The sequence below is a fragment of the Azospirillum canadense genome (assembly GCF_025961225.1).
Classification (GTDB): Bacteria; Pseudomonadota; Alphaproteobacteria; order Azospirillales; family Azospirillaceae; genus Azospirillum; species Azospirillum canadense.
The window spans coordinates 439,793-460,504 of record NZ_JAOQNG010000007.1 but is presented as its reverse complement, the minus strand read 5'-3'; the positions used below and the strand labels follow the sequence as shown (position 1 = coordinate 460,504).

The 20,712-nt window shown below is 68.1% G+C and carries 18 protein-coding genes; 10 read left to right on the top strand and 8 right to left on the bottom strand.

Annotated features, from left to right (window positions below; translation table 11 throughout):
* Nucleotides 1-12: 12 nt before the first annotated feature.
* Genes M2351_RS29835 through M2351_RS29825 form a run of 3 tightly spaced genes read left to right on the top strand, consistent with a single transcriptional unit; the run spans nt 13 to nt 4,478 of the window.
* On the top strand, nt 13-1,122 hold the full coding sequence (locus M2351_RS29835; protein WP_264659660.1) for an ABC transporter ATP-binding protein: 1,110 nt from the start codon (nt 13-15) through the stop codon (nt 1,120-1,122).
* A complete protein-coding gene (locus tag M2351_RS29830) occupies nt 1,119-2,882 on the top strand; it encodes an ABC transporter permease subunit (protein ID WP_264659659.1) in 1,764 nt (587 codons plus the stop codon). The genes M2351_RS29835 and M2351_RS29830 overlap by 4 nt, the downstream gene beginning before the upstream one ends.
* A gap of 54 nt (nt 2,883-2,936) precedes the next feature.
* Complete coding sequence (locus tag M2351_RS29825; RefSeq protein WP_264659658.1) at nt 2,937-4,478, top strand: AMP-binding protein; 1,542 nt, start codon at nt 2,937-2,939, stop codon at nt 4,476-4,478.
* Nucleotides 4,479-4,657: 179 nt separating this feature from the next.
* On the opposite strand, the gene M2351_RS29820 is transcribed toward M2351_RS29825, so the two are convergent.
* Genes M2351_RS29820 through M2351_RS29810 form a run of 3 tightly spaced genes read right to left on the bottom strand, consistent with a single transcriptional unit; the run spans nt 4,658 to nt 7,584 of the window.
* Nucleotides 4,658-5,611 (bottom strand): electron transfer flavoprotein subunit alpha/FixB family protein, encoded by a 954-nt coding sequence (locus M2351_RS29820; RefSeq protein WP_264659657.1) that lies wholly within the window; start codon nt 5,609-5,611, stop codon nt 4,658-4,660.
* A 14-nt stretch (nt 5,612-5,625) separates the two neighbouring features.
* Nucleotides 5,626-6,390, bottom strand: a complete 765-nt coding sequence (locus M2351_RS29815; RefSeq protein ID WP_264659656.1) for an electron transfer flavoprotein subunit beta/FixA family protein — start codon at nt 6,388-6,390, stop codon at nt 5,626-5,628.
* 27 nt (nt 6,391-6,417) lie between these two features.
* Nucleotides 6,418-7,584, bottom strand: a complete 1,167-nt coding sequence (locus M2351_RS29810) for an acetyl-CoA acetyltransferase (RefSeq protein WP_264659655.1) — start codon at nt 7,582-7,584, stop codon at nt 6,418-6,420.
* Between the two features lie 303 nt (nt 7,585-7,887).
* Between M2351_RS29810 and M2351_RS29805 the strand changes: the two genes are divergently transcribed.
* From M2351_RS29805 to M2351_RS29775, 7 genes are all read left to right on the top strand, one after another.
* A complete protein-coding gene (locus M2351_RS29805; RefSeq protein ID WP_264659654.1) occupies nt 7,888-9,162 on the top strand; it encodes an amino acid ABC transporter substrate-binding protein in 1,275 nt (424 codons plus the stop codon).
* Nucleotides 9,163-9,237: 75 nt separating this feature from the next.
* Nucleotides 9,238-10,104 carry a branched-chain amino acid ABC transporter permease gene (locus M2351_RS29800; RefSeq protein WP_264659653.1) on the top strand — a complete coding sequence of 289 codons (867 nt, stop codon included), beginning with the start codon at nt 9,238-9,240 and terminating at the stop codon, nt 10,102-10,104.
* A gap of 8 nt (nt 10,105-10,112) precedes the next feature.
* Nucleotides 10,113-11,141 carry a branched-chain amino acid ABC transporter permease gene (locus tag M2351_RS29795; RefSeq protein ID WP_264659652.1) on the top strand — a complete coding sequence of 343 codons (1,029 nt, stop codon included), beginning with the start codon at nt 10,113-10,115 and terminating at the stop codon, nt 11,139-11,141.
* Complete coding sequence (locus tag M2351_RS29790) at nt 11,141-11,902, top strand: ABC transporter ATP-binding protein (RefSeq protein WP_264659651.1); 762 nt, start codon at nt 11,141-11,143, stop codon at nt 11,900-11,902. Before M2351_RS29795 ends, M2351_RS29790 begins: the two co-directional genes overlap by 1 nt.
* On the top strand, nt 11,886-12,593 hold the full coding sequence (locus M2351_RS29785; RefSeq protein ID WP_264659650.1) for an ABC transporter ATP-binding protein: 708 nt from the start codon (nt 11,886-11,888) through the stop codon (nt 12,591-12,593). The genes M2351_RS29790 and M2351_RS29785 overlap by 17 nt, the downstream gene beginning before the upstream one ends.
* A 17-nt stretch (nt 12,594-12,610) precedes the next feature.
* Nucleotides 12,611-13,795: an NADH:flavin oxidoreductase/NADH oxidase gene (locus M2351_RS29780; RefSeq protein WP_264659649.1), complete on the top strand. Its 1,185-nt coding sequence runs from the start codon at nt 12,611-12,613 to the stop codon at nt 13,793-13,795.
* A gap of 19 nt (nt 13,796-13,814) precedes the next feature.
* Entirely contained in the window at nt 13,815-14,468 is a 654-nt protein-coding gene (locus M2351_RS29775) for an EthD domain-containing protein (RefSeq protein ID WP_264659648.1), read from the top strand.
* A gap of 59 nt (nt 14,469-14,527) precedes the next feature.
* Here M2351_RS29775 and M2351_RS29770 read toward each other — a convergent pair whose 3' ends face one another.
* The 5 genes from M2351_RS29770 to M2351_RS29750 all read right to left on the bottom strand — a co-directional run bounded on the left by M2351_RS29770 (nt 14,528) and on the right by M2351_RS29750 (nt 20,535).
* Nucleotides 14,528-15,220 (bottom strand): nitroreductase, encoded by a 693-nt coding sequence (locus tag M2351_RS29770; protein ID WP_264659647.1) that lies wholly within the window; start codon nt 15,218-15,220, stop codon nt 14,528-14,530.
* Nucleotides 15,221-15,301: 81 nt separating this feature from the next.
* Nucleotides 15,302-16,897, bottom strand: a complete 1,596-nt coding sequence (locus tag M2351_RS29765; protein ID WP_264659646.1) for an AMP-binding protein — start codon at nt 16,895-16,897, stop codon at nt 15,302-15,304.
* 15 nt (nt 16,898-16,912) lie between these two features.
* A complete protein-coding gene (locus M2351_RS29760) occupies nt 16,913-18,160 on the bottom strand; it encodes a CaiB/BaiF CoA transferase family protein (protein WP_264659645.1) in 1,248 nt (415 codons plus the stop codon).
* Between the two features lie 159 nt (nt 18,161-18,319).
* Nucleotides 18,320-18,910: a TetR/AcrR family transcriptional regulator gene (locus M2351_RS29755; RefSeq protein WP_264659644.1), complete on the bottom strand. Its 591-nt coding sequence runs from the start codon at nt 18,908-18,910 to the stop codon at nt 18,320-18,322.
* A 32-nt stretch (nt 18,911-18,942) separates the two neighbouring features.
* A complete protein-coding gene (locus M2351_RS29750) occupies nt 18,943-20,535 on the bottom strand; it encodes an AMP-binding protein (RefSeq protein WP_264659643.1) in 1,593 nt (530 codons plus the stop codon).
* Between the last annotated feature and the right edge of the window lie 177 nt (nt 20,536-20,712).

Below are 20,712 nucleotides of genomic sequence, written 5' to 3'. Positions count from 1 at the left end.
AGACCCGTCGTCATGCTCGCAACGCACGGCACGGCGCAATCCATCCAATCCCGGTCGGCGGCGCCGGTCGCCGCGCCGAAGCTGCAGGTCGACGACCTGACGAAGCGGTACGGCAGCTTCACCGCCCTGCAGCCCACCCGGCTGGACGTCCCGGCCGGGGAGTTCCTAACCCTGCTCGGCCCGTCCGGATCGGGCAAGACAACGTTGCTGCAGATGATCTGCGGCCTGGTCGAGCCGAGCGGCGGGCGCATCCTGATCGACGGCAAGGACGAGACGCGTACCCCCGTCCACAAGCGCGACATAGGTCTCGTCTTCCAGCACTACGCGCTGTTCCCGCACCTGACGGTGGCCGAGAACATCGGCTTTCCGCTGCGCATGCGGGGCATGGCGGCGGCGGAGGTCGAGGCCCGGACGCGGGGCGCGCTCGACATGGTGCATCTCGGCCACCTCGGCGGGCGGTTCCCGAAGGAGCTGTCCGGCGGGCAGCAGCAGCGCGTCGCCCTGGCGCGCTGCTTCGTCTACCAGCCCTCCATCATCCTGATGGACGAGCCCCTGGGCGCGCTCGACAAAAAGCTGCGCGAGCACATGCAGCAGGAGATCAAGCGCCTGCACCGGGAAACCGGCGCCACCATCGTCTACGTGACGCACGACCAGGAGGAGGCGCTGGCGATGTCGGACCGCATCTGCCTGATGAACCACGCGCGCATCGAGCAGATCGGCACCCCGCATGAGATCTACGCGCGGCCGAAGACCGCCTTCGCCGCGGACTTCATCGGCGTGTCGAACATCTTCCGCGGGCGCGTGCAGCGCGACGCCCACGGCACCCCCGTGCTGGTCACCAGCGACGGCAGCTTCCGCCTGACCGGGGAGGCCTTGCCCGACCAGGACGAGGCGTCGCTGGTCGTCCGTCCCGAACAGCTCGACCTCGACGGGGAGGGCGACAACGAGGTGTCGGGGGAGGTCGTCGACACCGTCTACGCCGGATCGGAGACGCGGGTGCTGGTGGCGCTGGGCGGCGGGACGACCGTCACCGTCCGGCTGCGCCGGGGCTTGGCCCCGCCGCTTCCGGGCGACCGGGTCGCCGTGCGCTGGCGGGCCGAAGCCGGAGTGCTCGTGTCATGAGCGCCGCGACCTTCCAGGGGGCGGCCGACACCGAGCCGCGGCGCTGGCGCTTCGGGCCGCTGTGGCTGGCCGCACCCGGCTTGGCCTTCCTCACCGTCTTCTTCGTGGTCCCGGTGGCGCGGCTGCTCGGCCTCAGCGTCCAGGACCTCGACGCCGGGACCTGGAGCGGGGAACATTACGCCCGCATCGTCGACACCAGCGTCTATTTCCGGGTGCTGCTCGGCACCTTCCGGATTTCCGGCCTGACGGCGCTGCTGTCCCTGCTGTTCGGCTATCCGCTGGCGTACTGGCTGGCGCAGCTGCCGGAACGGACGCGCGGCAAGGCGGTCCTGTTCGTCATGGTGCCCTTCTGGACCAGCTATCTGGTCAAGACCTTCGCCTGGATGGTGATCCTGGGCCAGAAGGGCGTCATCAACCAGATCCTGGCCGGGACCGGCCTGCCGTCGCTGCCGCTGCTGCACAACGAGTTCGGGGTGATGGCCGGCATGGTGCACGCCATGCTGCCGCTGGCCGTGCTGACCATGCTGCCGGTGATGACCACCATCGACCGCCGGCTGGTGGACGCGGCGGGGACGCTCGGCGCCTCCCCCGTCAACAGCTTCTGGCTGGTCTATTTCCAGTTGTCGCTGCCCGGCGTGGCGGCGGCCGGCCTGCTGACCTTCATCTCCTCGCTGGGCTTCTTCATCGTGCCGGCGCTGCTCGGAGGGCCGCAGCAGACCATGCTGGCGCAGCTGATCATCGCGCAGATCCAGGAGATGCTGAACTGGGCCTTCGCCGGCGCGCTCTCCACCTTCATGCTGGTGGCGGCGCTGGTCACCTGCTGGGTCTACGACCGGATGTTCGGCCTGTCCACCCTGTCGGGCGAAGGCTCCGGCCGGGCCGGGAGCGCCCAGGGCCGGCTGCGCGCCGCGGGCATGCGTCTGCTGGCCGCACTCGCCAAAGGGTCGACCACGCTGGGTGGTGCCGCCGGCCGTGTCGTCGGCCCCCGCGCCATGGCCTGGCTGCTGCCGCTCTATTCCGCCGCCGTCATCGTCTTTCTCGTCGCCCCGGCGCTGGTGGTCGTGCCGATCGCCTTCACCAGCTCTCCCTTCCTGGACTTTCCGCCGCCGGGCTACAGCCTGAACTGGTTCCGGGTCTATTTCGAATCCGACGTCTGGGTGGGCGCCACGGTGCGGTCCTTCGGCGTGGCCTTCGCCACCGCGATCCTGGCGACGGTGGTCGCGGGGCTGGCGGCGCTGGCGCTGGCGCGCTCCACCTCGCGCTGGCGGGGGGCGATCTTCGCCTTCTTCCTGGCGCCCATGATCGTGCCGCGCATCGTGTTCGCCGTGGGGCTGTTCTACCTGTTCGCCCAGATCGGGCTGGTCGCCACCGACATCGGCCTCGTCATCGGGCACACGGTCCTGGCCCTGCCCTTCGCCTTCATCGCCATCTCCGCCGTGGTGAAGGGCCACGACTGGCGCCTGGATCAGGCGGCGGCGACGCTGGGGGCAAACCGGTTCAAGACGCTGATGCTGGTCACCGTTCCGCTGATCCGGGGCGGGCTGGTGGCGGCCTTCCTGTTCGCCTTCATCACCTCCTTCGACGAGCTGTCGGTGGCCATCTTCGTCGGCGGCGGCGTCAAGACCACGCTGCCCAAGCAGATGTGGGACGACATGATCCTGCAGCTGAACCCGACGCTGGCCGCGGTCTCCTTCGTCGTCTTCGTCATCGTAATGGCCCTTCTCCTGATCGCCGAGCGGCTGCGCCGCCCGGCGCGCTGATCGGGCCAAACCAACCCCGGCCCAACCGACCAAACGCATTCGAGAACACCAACCATGTCCGATTTCGACGAAGGGTTCGTCCGCCTGTTCGCGCAGGCGGCCCGGACCGACCGTGACCGTGTGTTCGCCCGCTTCAACGGCGAGGCCATGACCTTCGGCGCGCTCGACCGCCGGTCCGACGGCGTGGCGGCGGAACTGCGCCGGCTGGGCCTGGCGCCCGGCGACCGTGTGGCGGTGATGATGCGCAACAGCCCGGCGGTGCTGGCGACGCTGTTCGGCCTCGCCAAGGCCGGGCTGGTGTGGGTGCCGATCAACGCCCAGCAGCGCGGCGAGGGGCTGCGCTACATCATCGAGCATTCGGAGCCCGGCGTCATCATCGCGGAGGCGGAGTTCGTCCCGGTCATCGCCGCCACTGGGGCTGCCAACGGAGCCGCCTTGGCCGGCACGCCTATGGTGGTGCATGGCGACCCAACCGCCGCCCTGCGGCTGGAAGACCTGCTGGACTCCGGCGCCCGGTTCGAGGAGGAACCGCCCGCCCCCGACGCGACCTTCGCCATCGTGTACACCTCCGGCACCACCGGCCGGCCGAAGGGCGTGCTGGTGTCGCACCGCATGATGCGGCTGGCCGGCGAGGCCGTGGCCCGCGTGTCCGCCGCGAAGGACGGCGACAACCTGTTCGTGTGGGAGCCGCTGTACCACATCGGCGGCGCGCAGCTGATCGTGCTGCCGCTGATCCGTGGCGTGTCGCTGGCGATGGTGGACCGTTTCAGCGCCAGCCGGTTCTGGGACCAGGTGCGCGACTATGGCGCCACCCACATCCATTACCTCGGCGGCATCCTCCAGATCCTGCTGAAGCAGCCGCCGTCGCCGCGCGACCGCGATCATCCCGTGCGCATCGCCTGGGGCGGCGGCTGCCCCAAAGAAACCTGGACACCGTTCGAGGAGCGTTTCGGCGTCCAGATCCGCGAATGCTACGGCATGACCGAGGCGTCGAGCATCACCACCTGCAACGACGAAGGCATCGTCGGCGCCGTGGGACGCCCCATGCCCTGGTTCACCGTCGACCTGCTGGACGCCGAGGGCAAGCCCGTTCCGCAGGGGCAGCGCGGGGAGATCGTGGTGCGCACCAACCGGCCCGGCGCCATCTTCGCCGGCTATTTCCGCAATCCGGAGGCAACCGCCCGCGCGTTGAAGGACGGTGCGCTGCACACCGGCGATCTGGGGTCGCTGGACGGGACTGGCACGCTGCATTTCCACGGGCGGATGACCGACAGCGTCCGCTGCAAGGGCGAGAACGTCTCCGCCTGGGAGGTGGAGCACATTGCCGCCACCCACCCGGCCATCGAGGATTGCGCCATCATCGGCGTCGCCGCGGAGATCGGCGAACAGGACATCAAGCTGTTCGTGAAGCCCAAAGCCGGCGCCACCGTGGACATCCCGGCCCTGTCGGCCTGGCTCGGCCAGCGGCTCGCACCCTACCAGAATCCGCGCTACATCGCGCTGGTCGAGGAGTTCGAGCGCACTCCCAGCCTGCGCATCATGAAGCACAAGCTGTCGCCGGCGGTGATCGGCTGCTGGGACCGGCAGGCCGGCTGACCGGGATCGCTTGTCCCCTGGACACTCCGCAGGGGACGGCACTGTGGGACGCTGGTGCCATGGGGTGGGCTTGCTGCGGTTGCGCCCATCATGGTGAAAAAGAAGCCGGGCAGTGAACGCCCGGCTCAAGTTTCGCACTCCGCCGAAGGAGAGCGGAGTGCGGAGGAACATGGGAATGATCAAACGGCGCTTGTCAGCTCCGGCACCGCCTTGAAGAGGTCGGCGACCAGACCGTAGTCCGCCACTTGGAAGATGGGCGCTTCCTCATCCTTGTTGATCGCGACGATGACCTCGCTGTCCTTCATGCCGGCGAGGTGCTGGATGGCCCCCGAGATGCCGACGGCGATGTACAGCTCCGGCGCCACGATCTTGCCGGTTTGCCCGACCTGGTAGTCGTTGGGAACGAAGCCCGCGTCGACCGCCGCGCGGCTGGCGCCGACCGCGGCGCCGAGCTTGTCGGCCAGGGCTTCCAGCAGCTTGAAGTTCTCACCCGACTGCATGCCGCGGCCGCCCGAGACGACGATCTTGGCCTGCGTCAGCTCCGGACGCTCCGACTTCGTCAGCTCCTGGCCGACGAACTTGGCGGAACCGGCATCGCCCGTCCCGGCGACGCTCTCAACGGCGGCCGAACCGCCGGTCGCCGCCGCCTCAAAGGCGGTGGTGCGGACCGTGATCACCTTGATGGCGTCCGAGGACTGCACCGTGGCGATCGCGTTGCCGGCGTAGATCGGCCGCTCGAAGGTGTCGGCGGAGACCACCCCGGTGATGTCGGAGATCGCCGCCACGTCGAGCAGGGCCGCCACGCGCGGCAGAAGGTTCTTGCCCTCCGACGTCGCCGCGGCCAGCACGTGCCCGTAGCTCTTGGCGAGGCCGACGACCAGCGGGGCGAGGTTCTCCGGCAGGGCGTGCGCGTAGGCCGCGTCGTCGGCCAGCAGCACCTTGGAGACGCCCGCCACCTTGGAAGCGGCGTCGGCGACCGCCTCGGCCCCCTGGCCGGCGACCAGCAGGTGGATGTCGCCCCCAAGAGAGTTTGCAATCTTGGCGGCGGCGGTGACCGCGTTCAGCGTGGCGGGCTTCAGCGCGGCGTTGTCGTGTTCGGCAATGACGAGAATGGCCCCAGAGACATTGGACATATCAGATCACCCCCCTAGATCGCTCGGGCATCGTTCTTCAGCTTGTCGACCAGGGCGGCGACATCCGCCACCTTCACGCCGGCCTTGCGCTTGGCGGGCTCGGCCACCTTCAGCGTCTTCAGCCGGGGCGCCACGTCCACGCCGAGCGCGTCGGGCGTCAGCGTGTCGATCGGCTTCTTCTTGGCCTTCATGATGTTGGGCAGCGAAGCGTAGCGCGGCTCGTTCAGGCGCAGGTCGGCGGTGACCACGGCCGGGAGCTTCAGCTCCACCGTCTCCAGGCCGCCGTCGATCTCGCGGGTGACGGTCACCGCGCCCTCGCCGGGCACGACCTTGGAGGCGAAGGTGCCCTGCGGCCAGCCGAGCAGTGCGGCGAGCATCTGGCCGGTCTGGTTGCAGTCGTCGTCGATCGCCTGCTTGCCCAGGATGACCAGCCCAGAACCATTTCGATTCAGGCCTTCCTTGTCGACCAGCGCCTTCAGCACCTTGGCGACGGCCAGCGGCTGGGTCTCGGCGTCGGTCTGCACCAGGATGCCGCGGTCGGCGCCCATGGCGAGGGCCGTGCGCAGGGCTTCCTGGGATGCTGCCGGGCCGACGGTGACCACGATGACCTCGGTGGCCTTGCCGGCTTCCTTGCACCGTACGGCCTCTTCGACGGCGATCTCGTCGAAGGGGTTCATGCTCATCTTCACGTTGGCGGTCTCAACGCCCGAGCCGTCCGCCTTCACGCGGATCTTGACGTTGTAATCGACCACCCGCTTCACCGGGACGAGGATTTTCATGGGGTTTAATCCTGGCTCTCGTGACGTTCAGGCGGCGCGTTCAAGGATGCTGACGTAGTTGGCGACCGCCGCCCCGCCCATGTTGAAGATGCCGGCGAACTGCGGATTTCTCACCTGCATGTCCCCGGCCTCACCGCACAGCTGCATGGCGGCGAGTGCGTGCATCGACACGCCGGTGGCGCCGATAGGGTGGCCTTTCGCCTTCAGGCCGCCGGATGGATTGACCGGCAGCTTGCCGTCCTTGTGCGTCCATCCCTCCAGCACCGCGACGGCTCCTTGCCCTTCCCCCACGAGGCCCATGGCCTCGTACTCGATCAGTTCGGCGATGGTGAAGCAGTCGTGTGTTTCGACGAAGGACAAGTCGGAGAGCCAGAGACCGGCCTGCATCAGCGCGCGGTTCCACGCCCTGGCGCATCCTTCGAAGCGGATGATGTCGCGTTTCGACATCGGCAGGAAGTCCTGCACGTGCACGGCCGCCCGGAAGGCGACGGCGCGCGGCATGCGGGCGGCGAGATCGTCGCCAGCGATGACCAGCGCGGCCGCCCCGTCGGACACGAGCGAGCAGTCGGTCCGCTTCAGCGGCCCGGCGACGTGGGGGTTCTTCTCGCTTTCCCGGCGGCAGAATTCGAAGCCGAGATCCTTGCGCATCTGCGCGTAGGGGTTGGCAACGCCGTTGGCGTGATTCTTGGCCGCGATGCTCGCCAGCGCATCGGATTGGTCGCCGTGACGCTGGAAATACAGATCGGCGATCCGGCCGAACACGCCTGCAAAGCCGGCCGGCGTGTTGCCATCCTCCGGCAGGTAGGAGGCCTTCAGCAGGTTCTGGCCGACCTCGGCGCCGGGCGTCGTCGTCATCTGCTCGACTCCGACCACCAGGACGGTGCGGGCGCGCTTGGACTGCACGGCGTGGATGGCCTGGTGCACGGCGGCTGAGCCGGTGGCGCAGGCGTTCTCGACCCGGGTGGCGGGCTTGAAGCGGAACGCATCGCTCGCCTGCAGGACCAGCGATGCGGTGAAATCCTGTTGCGAGAAGCCGGCGTTGAAATGGCCGATGAAAATCTCGTCGACGTCCTGTGCCGCGATCCCGGCGTGGGCAAGGGCGTCGGAGGCGACGCGAACGATCAGGCTTTCCAAAGTTTCGCCGTCCAGCTTTCCGAATGGCGTGTGAGCCCAACCGACGATGCAAGCGCTCATGGGTACTGTTCTCCTTGTCACCGGATGGGAGCGCTCTATACCCGAACCTCGGGCTTTGTTCAAACGGTTGTTTGGTAGAAGCGCGACGGCGCGCGGTCCAGTGGGGCGCCGACGCGGACGGCCACCGCGCGATCAGCCCTGATACCCCGCCATAATGCGCCGTATCTGCCCGATTTCCCCGTCTTTCAGAGTTTGCTTCATCAACAAATCATCCCCGTTGACCACGGGGTGCAATTTGAACTATCGTTTGGTTGCTGAGCCGCGACGCCTGCGGCGCCACGAATCATCAATAAGGGGGGGAGCATGCTCGATCGAGCCGCAATTCCGCGTCGTCCGTCGCGGCGCGCCGTTCTCAAGGGGGGCGTTCTCGGGGCCGGGGCCCTGGCGGTCGGGGTCGCTCTGCCGCGCATTGCCGGCGCGGCGGGCGGCGCCGACGGCGTCGTCCACATCGGGGCTTCGCTGCCGCTCACCGGCCCCTATGAGAAGGTGTCCCGAATCTGCAAGGACGCCTTCGATTTCTGGACCCGCACCTACGACGGCAAAATGGTCGTCGCCGGGCGCGAGCGCGCGGTGAAGTGGACCATCTACGACGACGAGAACAACGCCTCGCGCGCCGCGCAGCTCACGGAAAAGCTGATCAGCGACGACAAGGTCGACCTCGTGGTCGGCACCTACGGAACCGACACCGTGCTTGCCCAGGGCGCCATCGTCCGCAAGCACGGCCGCGTCTTCGTGCAGGCCGGCGCGTCGTCGATCCGCGTTGACGAGGAACTCGGCGGCCACACCGCCTTCACCGCCAACGGCCGCGTGGGAACCTACTGCGCCGGCGCCATGGACTTCCTGGCGTCCCGGACGCCCAAGCCGAAAAAGCTCGGCCTCGTGATCATGGACGACCCCGTCTACCACGAGATCGGGCAGGGCGTGAAAGACAAGTGCAAGCAGCACGGCATCGACGTGGTGACCGAGGTCGTGCTGCCGATGAACGTGCAGGACCTGCGGCCAACGGCGCTGAAGCTGCGCGGGGCGGGCCAACTCGACATCGTCTACAACACCGGATGGGACGTCATCTGCATCAAGCTGGCCGAGGAGATGTCGGCCATCGGCGTGAACCCGAAGGCGTTCGTCGGCGGGCACCTGACCACCAGCCCGGTGGTGAAGGAGACGCTGGGATCCAAGATGCAGGGCATCATCGGCTCCACGGTGTGGCTGCCGCAGTTCAAGTACCGCGACGACAAATACGCCTCGGCGCAAGAGTTCGCGGAGAAATTCAAGGCGACCTACGGCTACCTGCCGACCTACCAGGCGGCCTTCTCCTACATCCTGCCCTACATCTACCAGCAGGCCCTGCGCGAGGCCGATCCGCAGGACCCGTTCAACCCCAAGACGCTGCGCGATCGGCTGAGCCGGCTTGACCTGAAGGACACCATCTGGGGGCCGGTGTCGTTCGACGAGCGCGGGCGCATCCGCCGCGACGCCGCCCCCGCCGTGCAATGGACGGGAGACCCTGCCGCCGCCGTCATCGTGGCGCCGGCCGACATGGCGGAATCGGCCGGCGTCTATCCCAAGCCGGCGTGGTGAGCAGCCGCGGCGCGCCGGCCGGTTTGGGGTCTTGACCTCGGCTGCGGGCGCGCCGCGCACAGATGGGATCAGGTCATGGAAGACGTACTCGTGTACGGGTTGCTGCGGGGCGGCATCTACGCCCTGGCGGCCTTCGGTTTCAGTCTGGTGCTGGGGGTGATCGGCATCGTTAACTTCGCGCACGGCGCCCTGGTGGTGTTCGGCGGCCTGCTCACGCAATACCTCGCCGTCAAGTTCGGGGTGCCGTACGCCGCCGCGATGATCGGCGGCGCGCTGGGGACCGGCCTGCTCGGCGCGGTCATCCAGCGCCTGTTCGTGGCGCGGACCTTCACGCTCGAACCGCTGATGGTGCTGGTGCAGACCTTCGGCATCGCCACCGTGGTGACCGAATTGGGCACGCTCGGCTGGGGCAGCGAGGAGCGCATGCTGCGGCTGAAGACCGGCCTGCCGCCGGGCTTCATGCTTGGCGACACCTTCGTGCCCTCCTTCGACCTCGTGGTCTTCGCGGTCAGCCTGGTGTCGGCCGCCGTGCTGTTCGTCGTGCTCGGCCGGACGGAGTTCGGGCGGGCCATCCGCGCCTGCCGCGACAACCGGGAATCGGCGCAGCTCAGCGGCATCAACCTGGGGCGGACGTTCGAGAAGACGATGTTCCTGTCGGGCACTTGGGCGGGCCTGGCCGGCGCCATGTTCGTGACGCTCAGCCCCGTCGCCCCGTACATGCATTTCTCGTGGACGGTGGATTCCTTCCTCGTCATCACCATCGGCGGTCTGGGCAGCATGCTGGGCGCGCTCGTCGGCGGGCTGGTCTTCGGCGTGCTCAGCTTCGGGGCGTCCTTCTACGCGCCGACCATCGCGCCGGCGATCACCTTCGGCGTGCTGCTGGTCTTCCTCGTCTTCCGGCCGCAAGGCCTGCTCGGGGCCGGCCCCGCCATCAGGAAGTGAGCATTCCCATGAACTTCGTTTCCATGGCTTACGCCATCCGCACCGGGCCGGTGCGCAACCAGCTGCTCTGCCTGGCGGTGTTCCTGCTGGTGGTGGCCCTTTGCCCGCTGGTCATGAACGACTACTGGCTGCGTTTGATGGTCTTCGTGTTCGTCAACATCGGGTTGGCGAGTTCGTGGAACCTGATCGGCGGCTTCGGCGGCTACGCGAGCTTCGGGCACGGCGTTTTCTTCGGCGTCGGCGCCTTCGCGGGCGCCGTGGGCATGGTGCGCTTCGGCCTGCCGCTGCCTGCCGTCATGGTGATCGGCGGCGCGCTGTCGGCGGCGCTGGCGGCGCTCTTCGTCCCGGTGTTCCGGCAGAAGGGGCTGTATTTCGCGCTGTCCACGCTGGCCGTCATGCTGGTGTTCGAGACGGTCTTGCAGCGCTGGACCTTCACCCGCGGCCTGCGCTCCTACGACCTCGGCTGGACGCTGGCGCCGTCGCTGCCGCTGGAAGGATTCTTCTACCTGTTCCTCGGGCTGCTCGGCCTGATCGTCGGGTCGATCATCGTGGTCGTCCGTTCGAAGATCGGCTACGCGCTGCACGCCATCCGCAAGGACGAGGTGCTGGCCTCCAGCATCGGCGTCCGCACCACCAAATACAAGGCCATCACCTTCATGATCAGCGCGGCGTGGCCAGGCGTGCTGGGCGCGGCCTTCGCGCCGTTCCTCGCCTATGTCTCGGTGCAGAGCGTGTTCGACGTCTCGATCACGCTGAACATGATCCTGATCACCATCTTCGGCGGCGCCGGCACGGTGATCGGCCCGATCGTCGGCGGCATCGCGCTCAGCATCATCGACCAGATCGCCTGGGGCAACTTCCTGGAATACCACCGGCTGATCTACGGCGCGCTGATCGTCGCGATCACCACGCTGCACCCCGGCGGGCTGGCCAGCGTCTTCTGGGGCTGGGTCGAGCGCCGACGCTCCGCCGCAAAGCCGGTGCCCCGGCCGTCCGCCCCCGGCCATCCTCCCACGTCCGCGCCTAGGAGAGCATGATGGCAACCGCATCCCCCCTGCCGGCCCCCCTTCTGCGTGTGGAGAACCTGTCCAAGGTCTTCGGCGGCGTCACCGCGCTGAACGGCGTCGGCTTCGACGTCCATCCGGGCGAGGTGGTCGGACTGATCGGCCCGAACGGCGCCGGCAAGACCACGCTGTTCAACGTCATCTCCGGGCTGCTGCCACCGTCCGGAGGCACCATTGCCTTCTGCGGCCGTTCCATCGGCGGGCTGCGGCCGGACGAGATCTGCGCGCTGGGCGCCGTACGGACCTTCCAGTCCGCCTCGCTGCTGTCCGGCATGACGGTGTGGGACAATGTCCACGTCGCCAGCCTGTTCCGCCCGGCCGAGCGCGCGCGCGTCGAATCCGCCGCGGCCTGCACCCGCCGCGCATTGGCCTTCTGCGGCCTGGAGGACTGCCGCGACGAGATCGCCGAGACGCTGTCCATCGGCGACCAGAAGCGGGTTGAGATCGCCCGCGCCATGGCGACCGGGCCGAAGCTGCTGATGACCGACGAGATCCTCGCCGGTCTCAACGCGGCGGACAGCGAGGGCATCCTGCACATGCTCCAGGGGCTCAAGCGGGAGGGCATCAGCATCATCTTCGTGGAGCACGACGTGCGCTCGGTGATGCGGCTCAGCGACCGCGTGGTGGTCATTGCCCAGGGCCGCAAGCTCGCCGAGGGCGAGCCCGACGCCGTGGCGCGCATGCCCGAGGTCATCTCCGTCTATCTCGGAGGGCGCTATGCTCAAGGTGTCTAACTTCCGCGGCGGCTACCGCAAGGGCGTGGCCGTGGTCGACGGGTTGCAGATCGACCTGCGCCAGAGCGCCGTGACCAGCATCCTCGGCTCCAACGGCGCCGGCAAGACCAGCTTCCTGCGCGGCATCTGCGGCCTGCTGCCCTGGCGCACCGGCGAGGTGGAACTGAACGGCGAGCGCCTCGACCGCTTGGCGCCGCACGACATCGCGCGGCTCGGCGTGCGCATGGTGTCGGAGGGGCGGGGAACCTTCCCGACCCTGACGGTGGAGGAAAACCTGAAGGTCGGCGGCTACGGCCTGTCCGCCCCGGTGCTAGCGACGCGCATGGAGCGCGAGTTCAACCGCTTCCCGCGCCTGTACGAGCGGCGCGGCCAGATCGCCGGCATGATGTCGGGCGGCGAGCAGCAGATGCTGGCCATCGCGCGGGCGATGATGAGCGATCCGCGCGTGCTGATTCTCGACGAACCGTCGCAGGGGCTGGCGCCGATCATCGTCGACCAGATCTTCGACCTGATCCCCCGGCTGACCCAGGAAGGCGTTCAGGTGCTGCTGGTCGAGCAGGACGTCGGCCGCGGTCTGGAGGTCAGCGAGCAGGCGGTGGTCATCGAGAAGGGCCGCGCAACGCTGTCCGGCCCCAGCCGTGAGCTGTTGGCGGATCCGCGCGTGCGCGAGTCCTTCCTTGGGCTTTCCTGATTTTTTGGAGGCAACACGTGGATTGCGCACAGAGGAACGAAGATGCCGGCGGTGAAGAAAGTGGTCCGGCGCTGCTCTGGCGGCCGCTGACCCTGCGCGGACTCACCCTGAAGAACCGCGTCATGGTCTCGCCCATGGCGATGTACAGCGCGCATGAGGGCTTTGCCGACGACTTCCACCTCGTGCATCTCGGGCGCTTCGCGCTCGGCGGTGCCGGCCTGGTGTTCATGGAGTCGACCGCGGTCAGCCGGCAGGGGCGGATCACCGAAGGCTGCGCCGGCCTGTGGCTCGACGCGCAGATCCCCGGCGCGCGGCGGGTCACCGAGTTCCTGCACCGCTTCGGCGCCGCCGCCGGGATCCAGCTCTGCCACAGCGGCCACAAGGGTTCCTCGCAACGCCCGTGGGAGGGTGGAAAGCCGTTGTCCGGGCCGCAGGCCTGGGAAACCGCCAGCGTGACGGCGGAGCCGTTCGACGCCGGCTGGCCCGCGCCGCACGCCTTGACGGACGCGGACCTGGACGCGGTGGAAGCGGACTTCGTGGCGGCCGCGCGCCGGGCGGACGAGGCCGGGTTCGACGTGGTGGAACTGCATTGCGCGCACGGTTACCTGCTGCACTCCTTCCTGTCGCCGATCACCAACACGCGCACCGACGCTTGGGGCGGCGACCTGGAAGGCCGGATGCGCTTCCCCTTGCACGTCGCCGAGGCCGTGCGCCGGGCGTGGCCGGCGGACAAGCCGCTGTTCGTGCGCGTGTCGGCGGTGGACGGCGTGGACGTCGGCTGGGGGATGGACGACACCGTCGCCTTCGCCAAGGAGCTGCGCAAGCGCGGGATCGACGCGGTCGATTGCTCGTCGGGCGGCCAACGGCTGACCCGCCAGCAAATGCTCATCTCGCGGGTTCCCGGCTTTCAGGTGCCCTTCGCCGCACGCGTGCGGCGGGAGGCGGGGATCGCGACGGTGGCGGTCGGCCTGATCCGCGACGCGGCGCACGCCGACGCCGTGCTGAGGGCCGGCGACGCCGACCTGATCGCCGTCGCCCGCGAGGCGCTGGTGCAGCCGAACTGGGCGGCGCAGGCGGCGCTGACGCTCGGCGGCGACGCCGGGTGGGCGGACTGGCCGGAGCAGTTCGGCTGGTGGCTGATGCGCCGCGCCAGACAGCAGGGCGAGAGCTTCAACAAGCCGGTGCCGCAGCATCAGGGTTGACAGGTAGGAGGGAACGACAATGGTGAAGCTGGTGTCGCTCTACAAGCGGCGTCCCGACGTGACGGTGGAGGCGTTCCACGCCCACCTGCTCGGGCTGGCCGATGCGGTGCAGGGGGCGGGCGGGGCGGTGCGCTACGTGCAGTCGCACACGTTGCTGCAGGGCTACAAGCGTGGCGAGCTGCTGTTCGACGGCGTGAGCGAATGGACCTTCGACACGCCGGAGGCCGCCCGCGACGCCCGCCGGAACGCGGTCGACGTGCCGCTGGCCGACCCGGTGCGCACCGTGCACATGCTGGTCGACGTCCACGTCGTCAAACCCGGCGCGGTCCCGGCGGGGGCGGTGAAGAACATCGAGTTCGTCAACCGCCGCCCGGGCATGGCGTTGGAGCCGTTCCGCCACTACTGGCGCGAGGTGCACGGCCCGATCGGCGCGAAAATTTCCACCATCCTGCGCTACGAGCAGAACCATCTGCACGCCGGCGAGTATGCGGACGACGCGGTGCCACTATTCGACGGACTGGCGATCACCTGGTTCGCGTCGACGGCCGAGATGCGCCGCGGCGCCGGGACGCCGGAATACGAGGTGACCCGCGCGGACGAGGTGAACTTCCTCCCCGACGGGCATCTGCCGATCATCATCACGCGCGAAGTGGTGGATACGGGCGCCGCCTGACGACCCCGCCGGAGGTCCGTCGCCCCGGCTCCGGTTCGCATCGAACCGGAGCCGATCGGTTACGACCAGTCCGGATCCTGGGTGAAGCGAACGAATTCCGACACCGGCATCCGCTCGGTGTCGAACCGGTTCTCCACCGCCGCGGGCTCGGCGTGGCCGAGCGCCATGCCGCAGATCAGCACTTCATCATCCGGGATGGCCAGATGCCGGCGGATGATCCGGTGGTATTTCGCGAAAGCCTGCTGTGAGCATGTGTCCAGCCCGAAGCCGCGCGCCGCCAGCATGACGGATTGCAGGAACATCCCGTAATCGAGCCAACTCCCCACCTCCAGCCGGCGGTCGATGGTGAACATCAGCCCGACCGGCGCGTCGAAGAACAGGTAGTTGCGGGCGAGCTGGCGCGTCATGGCGTCCTTGTCACCCCGTTGAATGCCCAACGCCCCGTACAGGTCCCACCCGACCTTGCGGCGGCGGGCCAGGTAGGGCTCCCGCCACTCCGTGGGGTAGTAGGCGTATTCCTCCTCGCCCGGATCGCCGGCGGCGTGTGCGTCCATCAGGTCGCGCGACAGCGCCCGCTTCGCCGCACCGGTGGTCGCGTAGACCCGCCATGGCTGGATGTTCGACCCGCTCGGCGCACGGGCGGCGGTGGTCAGAATGCGCGCGACGAGGCCCCGCGGCACGGGGGTGTCGCGGAAGGCACGGACGCTGCGGCGTGTCCGCAGCGCCTCCTCGACGGTGATCATCGCTTCCATACAATCGACTCCAGGCGGGCGGCGAACCGAGTGGATGCCCGGCCGCCATCCCAAACCTTCGCATCCTTGCGGACGTTGCGGTCACATTTTCCGGATCGCGCCGGACTTCCAGTCGCGGGCGTAGAGAATGTGGTCGGCGCTGTGAGGCCTGAGGAATTGCTTCTGGATCTTGCCGTTGGCGGTCTTCGGCATGGCATCGCGGAACTCCAGGAAGCTGGGCACCCAGAAGCGCGGCATGGTCCGGTCGCAGAAGGACCAGAACGCCTCGGCGGTGACGTCGCTGCCGGGTTTCGGCACGATCACCACCTTCACTTCGTCCTCGCCAAGGTCGGACACCACCGACACGGCGGCGCATTCCAGCACGTCGGGATGCTGGTTGACCGCGAATTCGAGTTCGTAGGAGGAAATGTTCTCGCCGCGCCGGCGGATCGCGTCCTTCTTGCGGTCGATGAAGTACAGGTAGCCGTCCCCGTCGATCTTGCCGTTGTCGCCGGTGTGGAACCAGAGGTTGCGGAAGGCCTCGCGCGTCGCGTCCGGACGGGCATGATACTCCTTGAACATGCAGAAGGGCTCCTTCGGGCGGACGACGATCTCGCCGACCGTGCCCGGCGGCACCGGCCGGTCCAGATCGTCGACGATGGCGACCTCGAAGGTCTCGGTGTTGGGGCGGCCGCAGGATTTCGGCACGCGCGGCTCGCCGACCGCCGTGGAGGCGACGATCCCGGTCTCCGTCGCGCCGTAGGCCTCGACGATGCGGCAGCGGAACCGGCTCTCGAACGCGGGGTTCTCGTTGCCGTTGTAGAAGGCGCGGGCCGGCTGGTCGGCGTCGTCGGGCCGCGGCGGTTGCTTCAGCAGGATTGGCACCATGGAGAAGATGCCATGGGCGATGTCCGCCTTCGCCGCGCGCACCTCGTCCCAATAGGTCGAGGCGGAAAAGCGCGGCGCGATGGCGATGCGGGCGCCGTTGAGCAGGGTGGGGATCACACCCAGCCAAGCGGCGATGGCGTGGAACAGGGGCAGGGGCGTGTAGACCGCCTCGTGCGGCTGGTAGGCCAGCGAGCGGCCCCAGTCGTGGCCGAACCGCACGACGTGCGCGTTGAGCGCCAGCACCCCCTTGGACGGGCCGGTGGTGCCCGAGGTGAAGCTGATGGCGTGCGGGTCGTCGAAGGCGACGGTGACGCCGGGGTCGCGCCGGTCGCCGGCGCGCAGGACGTCAAAGGGCTGGACCGCGGTGAGCCGCGCCAGCCGTTCCGGCGCCTCGGCGGCTTGCGTGACCAGCACGTGTCGGAGGCGGGGCAGGGTGTCTATCACCTCGTCGAGGCGGTCGAGATAGCCGGGATCGACGACGATGTGCGTGACCTCGGCGTTGTCGAGCTGGTGGCGCAGCACCTCGCCGCGGTATTCCGTGTTGATCGGCACATACAGCGCGCCGAGCTTTGCCGCGCTGAACCACGCCTCCAGGAATTCCGGCGAATTGCGCCCGAAGATGGCGAGCCTGCCGCCCTTGCCCAGGCCGAGTTCGGCCATGGCGTTGGCGATGCTGTTGGTGCGCAGCTCGAAGCCGCCGTAGGTGAACGACGTCGATGGGAACTGCAGAAAGACGGAGTCCGGTGTCCGTTCGGCCGCCCGCCGAAGCTGAAGGCTGACGACGCGGTCTTCCAAGGCGATGTCCTGCACGGCGTTTCCCTCCCTTTACATCGCGCCGGTTGTGCGCAGGTCTTCGATGTCCGCGGCCGTGTAGCCGGCCTCCCGCAGCAGGGCCTCGCCGTCGGCGCCGAGCCGCGGGACCGGGGCCAGGGCGTTGAAGGCGTGGCCGTCGAAGCGCAGCGGGTTGCCGACGTGGTGCAGCCGACCCTCGACCGGATCGTCCACGGTGACGACGGCGCCGCGCGCCTTGGCGTGCGGGCTCTGCAGGGCTTCCCGGGTCGTCAGCACGGGGGTGACGCAGGCCTCGCGTTCGGCGAAGACGGCGAGCCATTCGTCGAGCGTCTTGCGTTTGAGGGCGGCGGCGATGGCCGCGCGCATGCGGTCCTCTTCCTCACCCTCGCACCATTGCCGGTCGAGCCACTCCGGCAGGTCCAGCGCGGCGCAGAGCGCCTGCCAGAACTTCTCCTCGTAGGCGCCGACGACCAGATGCCGGCCGTCGGCCGTCTCGTAGACGCTGTAGAAGGGCTTGTCGAACGGGGCGTCGAACGGCACGTCGACGGTTTCCATGCCCGGGACGTTCCAGCACGCCGTCATGAAGCCGATCCAGGAATAGAGCCCGTCGGCCACCGAGACGTCGACGAACCGGCCGCGCCCGGACCCGCGCGCGTCGACCAGCGCGGCGAGGATGCCGCCGATGGCCATCAGCGCGCCGGCGCCGATGTCGCCGATCGGCAGCCCTGTGGCCCGTGGCGCGGCGGAACGGCCGTTCACCAGCTGCAGCAGGCCGGTCATGCCGACGTAGTTCAGGTCATGGGCCGCGACCTGGGCCCAGGGGCCGTCCTGGCCGAAGCCGGTCAGCGCGCAGATCACCAGCTTCGGGTTGCGGGCGTGCAGCACCTCGGGGATCAGCCCGAGCCGGCCCATGACCCCGGGCCGGAACCCCTCGATCAGGACATCCGCGGTGGCGCACAGCCGCAGCAGGGCTTCGCGTCCACCGTCGGTCTTCAGGTCCAGCGTGATGCTGCGCTTGCCGCGGTTGAGCGCCAGGAACTGTGCGCCGTGCGTGCGCACAGCGGGCGGCGACCAGCGCCAGTAGTCACCGCGGCCGGGCTGCTCGATCTTGATGACGTCGGCGCCGAGGTCGGCGAGCATCTGCGTGCAGTACGCACCGGGCAGCAGGCGCGTCAAATCCAGCACCCGGACTCCTTTCAAGGGTCCGGTTGGGCCCGTGGTGTTGGGCACGGCGGTGCTGCGGTCTTCCGCGGTCGTGGTCCTCGCGTCGTGCAGGGTCATGGGCATCTCGTCCCTTCCGAACAAACGTGTGTTTGGTATCTCGGCCTGCCGCGGCCCGTTGGGCATGCGCCGGCTTCGGCATTTCGTCGAGCAGTACTTGCACACCCCTGGAACCCTCTCCCAGCGGGGCTGGGAAAGGGGAAGCCTGCGCTTGAAGAATTAGGAGTCGGCCTGTGCGGTGTCGTTCCTCAGCATCTTGACCATGGTCTGCGCAATGACCTTCGGCGGATCGCCGCCCGGACGGTACCAGACATAGGTCCAGGCCAGCATTCCAAGCAGCGCCAGACGCCAATAGCTTCGGTCGACCCCGTCCTTCAGCGGCAGTTCTTCGACGATGTCTGCGAACAGGCGTTCGAAACGTTGGCGATGGCCGATCAGCTGTTCGCGCAGGTTGCGCGAGCGGCGGCGCGGAAATTCGGTGACGATGATGCCCGCATACACTGAATCGTGCATCAGCATGCTTTCCAGGTACCCGGTCGCCGCCTGCTCCAAACGGGTCCATGGGTCGGCCGCCGGATCAATGGCGCGGACCACGCTGTCGCAGATCTTCTGGATCGCTTCCTCGTGCACCGCCGCGAACAGCTCTTCCTTCGAACGGAAATGGTAATAGAGCGAACCAGGGAGCATGCCCGTCAGCGACGCAATGTCACGCATGGTCGTGGCGTCGTAGCCAGCCTTGGCGAATTGCCGCGCGGCGGCCTCGATGATGGTATCCCGGCGGCTGCCGGGATCGGCCTTGGTGTATGCCATGCTTCCTGTTTCTCCAACGCTCAACCGACACTCTATAACGGTTCGAGCCCGCGCCGGGTGATGCGCAGGCCCGCTTGTTCACAATCCCACGTGCTGCCGGTCCGGCCTTCGGTCCGCAGTTCAATTTTGCGGACCTTCATGGTTGGCGTGCGCGGCAGTTCGGCGCGGAACTCGATGAACCGGGGTACCATGAAGTAAGGCATGGTCTCCACGGCGAATCGCAGCAGCGCTTCCGGGGTCAGTGACGAGCCTTTGTGCAACACGACGATGGCCTTCACCTCGTCCTCCCCGACCTCCGAAGGCACCGGCACGACGGCCGACTCCGCAACATCCGGGTGGGCGTTCAGCATGCGCTCGACCTCAAAGGACGAGATGTTCTCGCCACGGCGCCGGATGGCATCCTTCATGCGGTCGAGAAAGAAGATATAGCCGTCCTCGTTCATATAGGCACGGTCGCCGGTGTGGATCCAGCAGCCGTCGAACGCCTCCAGCGTTTTCTCAGGTAACCCCAGATAGCCGGTCATCACGGTGCGCGGGTGGCGCGGGCGAATGCAGATTTCGCCGGCCTCGCCGCATGGAACCTCGCATCCGTCCTCATCGAGGATGGCGACGTCGAAGTGGTCGCTTGGCCGCCCGCAGGAACCGCGAGGGGTGTTCTCGCCCCGGCGGCTGTAGACCACCAGGTTGCTCTCGGTCCCGCCATAGGCCTCCACAAGTTCGAGGCCGAAGCGCGCCTCAAAGCGTTCCTTGAACTCCCACGGAATGGGCACCGCATAGATCAGCCGCAGCGGATTCTCGGCGTCGGTCGGGCGTTCCGGGGCGCTGTTCAGCAGGTGGCAGAGCCCGCCCACCGCAACGCACACCGTGGCGCCGTACTCGTGCACGTCGCTCCAGAAACGTGACAGGCTGAACACCGGCCGCAACGCCATCCGTCCACCGGCCAGCATGGTCCCGAGGGCGAGAAACTTGGCGGCGATGTGAAAGAAGGGCAGGTAGTTGTAGGCGACGTCGTCGGCCCTGAACTCCGTGATCTCGGAAAAGAACAGCCCGAACGACATCTGATGGCGGTGGCTGATCACCACGCCCTTCGACGGGCCGGTGGTGCCCGAGGTGAAGATGACGCAGGCCGGATCTCCGGCGGCCACATCGGCGTTGTCGGTGGCGCCGGCGAACGGACCGTCGTCGTCGGCTTCGGTGAACAGGGCGTCGGGATCCAGCACGTCCCCGGGAGCGATCAGCGCATCCGACGCCTCAAGGAACACGGCGCGGTGGGCCTCCTCGACGATGGCGAGCCGGACCTGTGCGGTTTGGAGCACGTGTTGCAGCATGGCGCCGCGGTAGGCGCTGTTCACCGGAACCTCGACGGCGCCGAGCTTGGACACGGCGAACCACAGGGCAAGATAGGTGGGCGATCCGGCCATCATCAGCAGGACGTGATCGCCCTTGCCGACGCCGCGCCGCTTCAGCCCGTGGGCTAGGCGGTTTGCGTGCCGGTCGAGTTCGGCGAAGGTCCAACTCTGCCCAGACGCCATCAGGAACGGATGGTCCGGGCGCTCGCTGGCCCGCATCTCCAACAGACCGTGCAGCGTGGGCGGCAAGCTGCGGACCCGGTTCTGGTTGAACATCCCCCCTCCTTATCGAACGCTTGTTTGCTTGCTTGGCCATCAATAAGCCCAGCCCGGGCGTATTGCAACGGCTTTCCGCGATCCAGCCGGTCCGCGCGCAGAAAATTCAAACAACCATTTGATTGAAGCGTTCCGCTGTGTATGATGGGTGCAGATCGCATACGGGAGAAGGCGCGC

What these genes read in the sequence shown, in the direction of transcription:
- M2351_RS29810 (WP_264659655.1), bottom strand. Translation starts at nt 7,584, where the DNA reads ATGAGCGCTTGCATCGTCGGTTGGGCTCACACGCCATTCGGAAAGCTG.
- M2351_RS29790 (WP_264659651.1), top strand. Translation starts at nt 11,141, where the DNA reads ATGGCAACCGCATCCCCCCTGCCGGCCCCCCTTCTGCGTGTGGAGAAC.
- M2351_RS29785 (WP_264659650.1), top strand. Translation starts at nt 11,886, where the DNA reads ATGCTCAAGGTGTCTAACTTCCGCGGCGGCTACCGCAAGGGCGTGGCC.
- M2351_RS29755 (WP_264659644.1), bottom strand. Translation starts at nt 18,910, where the DNA reads ATGGCATACACCAAGGCCGATCCCGGCAGCCGCCGGGATACCATCATC.
- M2351_RS29795 (WP_264659652.1), top strand. Translation starts at nt 10,113, where the DNA reads ATGAACTTCGTTTCCATGGCTTACGCCATCCGCACCGGGCCGGTGCGC.
- M2351_RS29800 (WP_264659653.1), top strand. Translation starts at nt 9,238, where the DNA reads ATGGAAGACGTACTCGTGTACGGGTTGCTGCGGGGCGGCATCTACGCC.
- M2351_RS29820 (WP_264659657.1), bottom strand. Translation starts at nt 5,611, where the DNA reads ATGTCCAATGTCTCTGGGGCCATTCTCGTCATTGCCGAACACGACAAC.
- M2351_RS29775 (WP_264659648.1), top strand. Translation starts at nt 13,815, where the DNA reads ATGGTGAAGCTGGTGTCGCTCTACAAGCGGCGTCCCGACGTGACGGTG.
- M2351_RS29830 (WP_264659659.1), top strand. Translation starts at nt 1,119, where the DNA reads ATGAGCGCCGCGACCTTCCAGGGGGCGGCCGACACCGAGCCGCGGCGC.
- M2351_RS29835 (WP_264659660.1), top strand. Translation starts at nt 13, where the DNA reads ATGCTCGCAACGCACGGCACGGCGCAATCCATCCAATCCCGGTCGGCG.
- M2351_RS29760 (WP_264659645.1), bottom strand. Translation starts at nt 18,160, where the DNA reads ATGACCCTGCACGACGCGAGGACCACGACCGCGGAAGACCGCAGCACC.
- M2351_RS29805 (WP_264659654.1), top strand. Translation starts at nt 7,888, where the DNA reads ATGCTCGATCGAGCCGCAATTCCGCGTCGTCCGTCGCGGCGCGCCGTT.
- M2351_RS29750 (WP_264659643.1), bottom strand. Translation starts at nt 20,535, where the DNA reads ATGTTCAACCAGAACCGGGTCCGCAGCTTGCCGCCCACGCTGCACGGT.
- M2351_RS29825 (WP_264659658.1), top strand. Translation starts at nt 2,937, where the DNA reads ATGTCCGATTTCGACGAAGGGTTCGTCCGCCTGTTCGCGCAGGCGGCC.
- M2351_RS29770 (WP_264659647.1), bottom strand. Translation starts at nt 15,220, where the DNA reads ATGGAAGCGATGATCACCGTCGAGGAGGCGCTGCGGACACGCCGCAGC.
- M2351_RS29815 (WP_264659656.1), bottom strand. Translation starts at nt 6,390, where the DNA reads ATGAAAATCCTCGTCCCGGTGAAGCGGGTGGTCGATTACAACGTCAAG.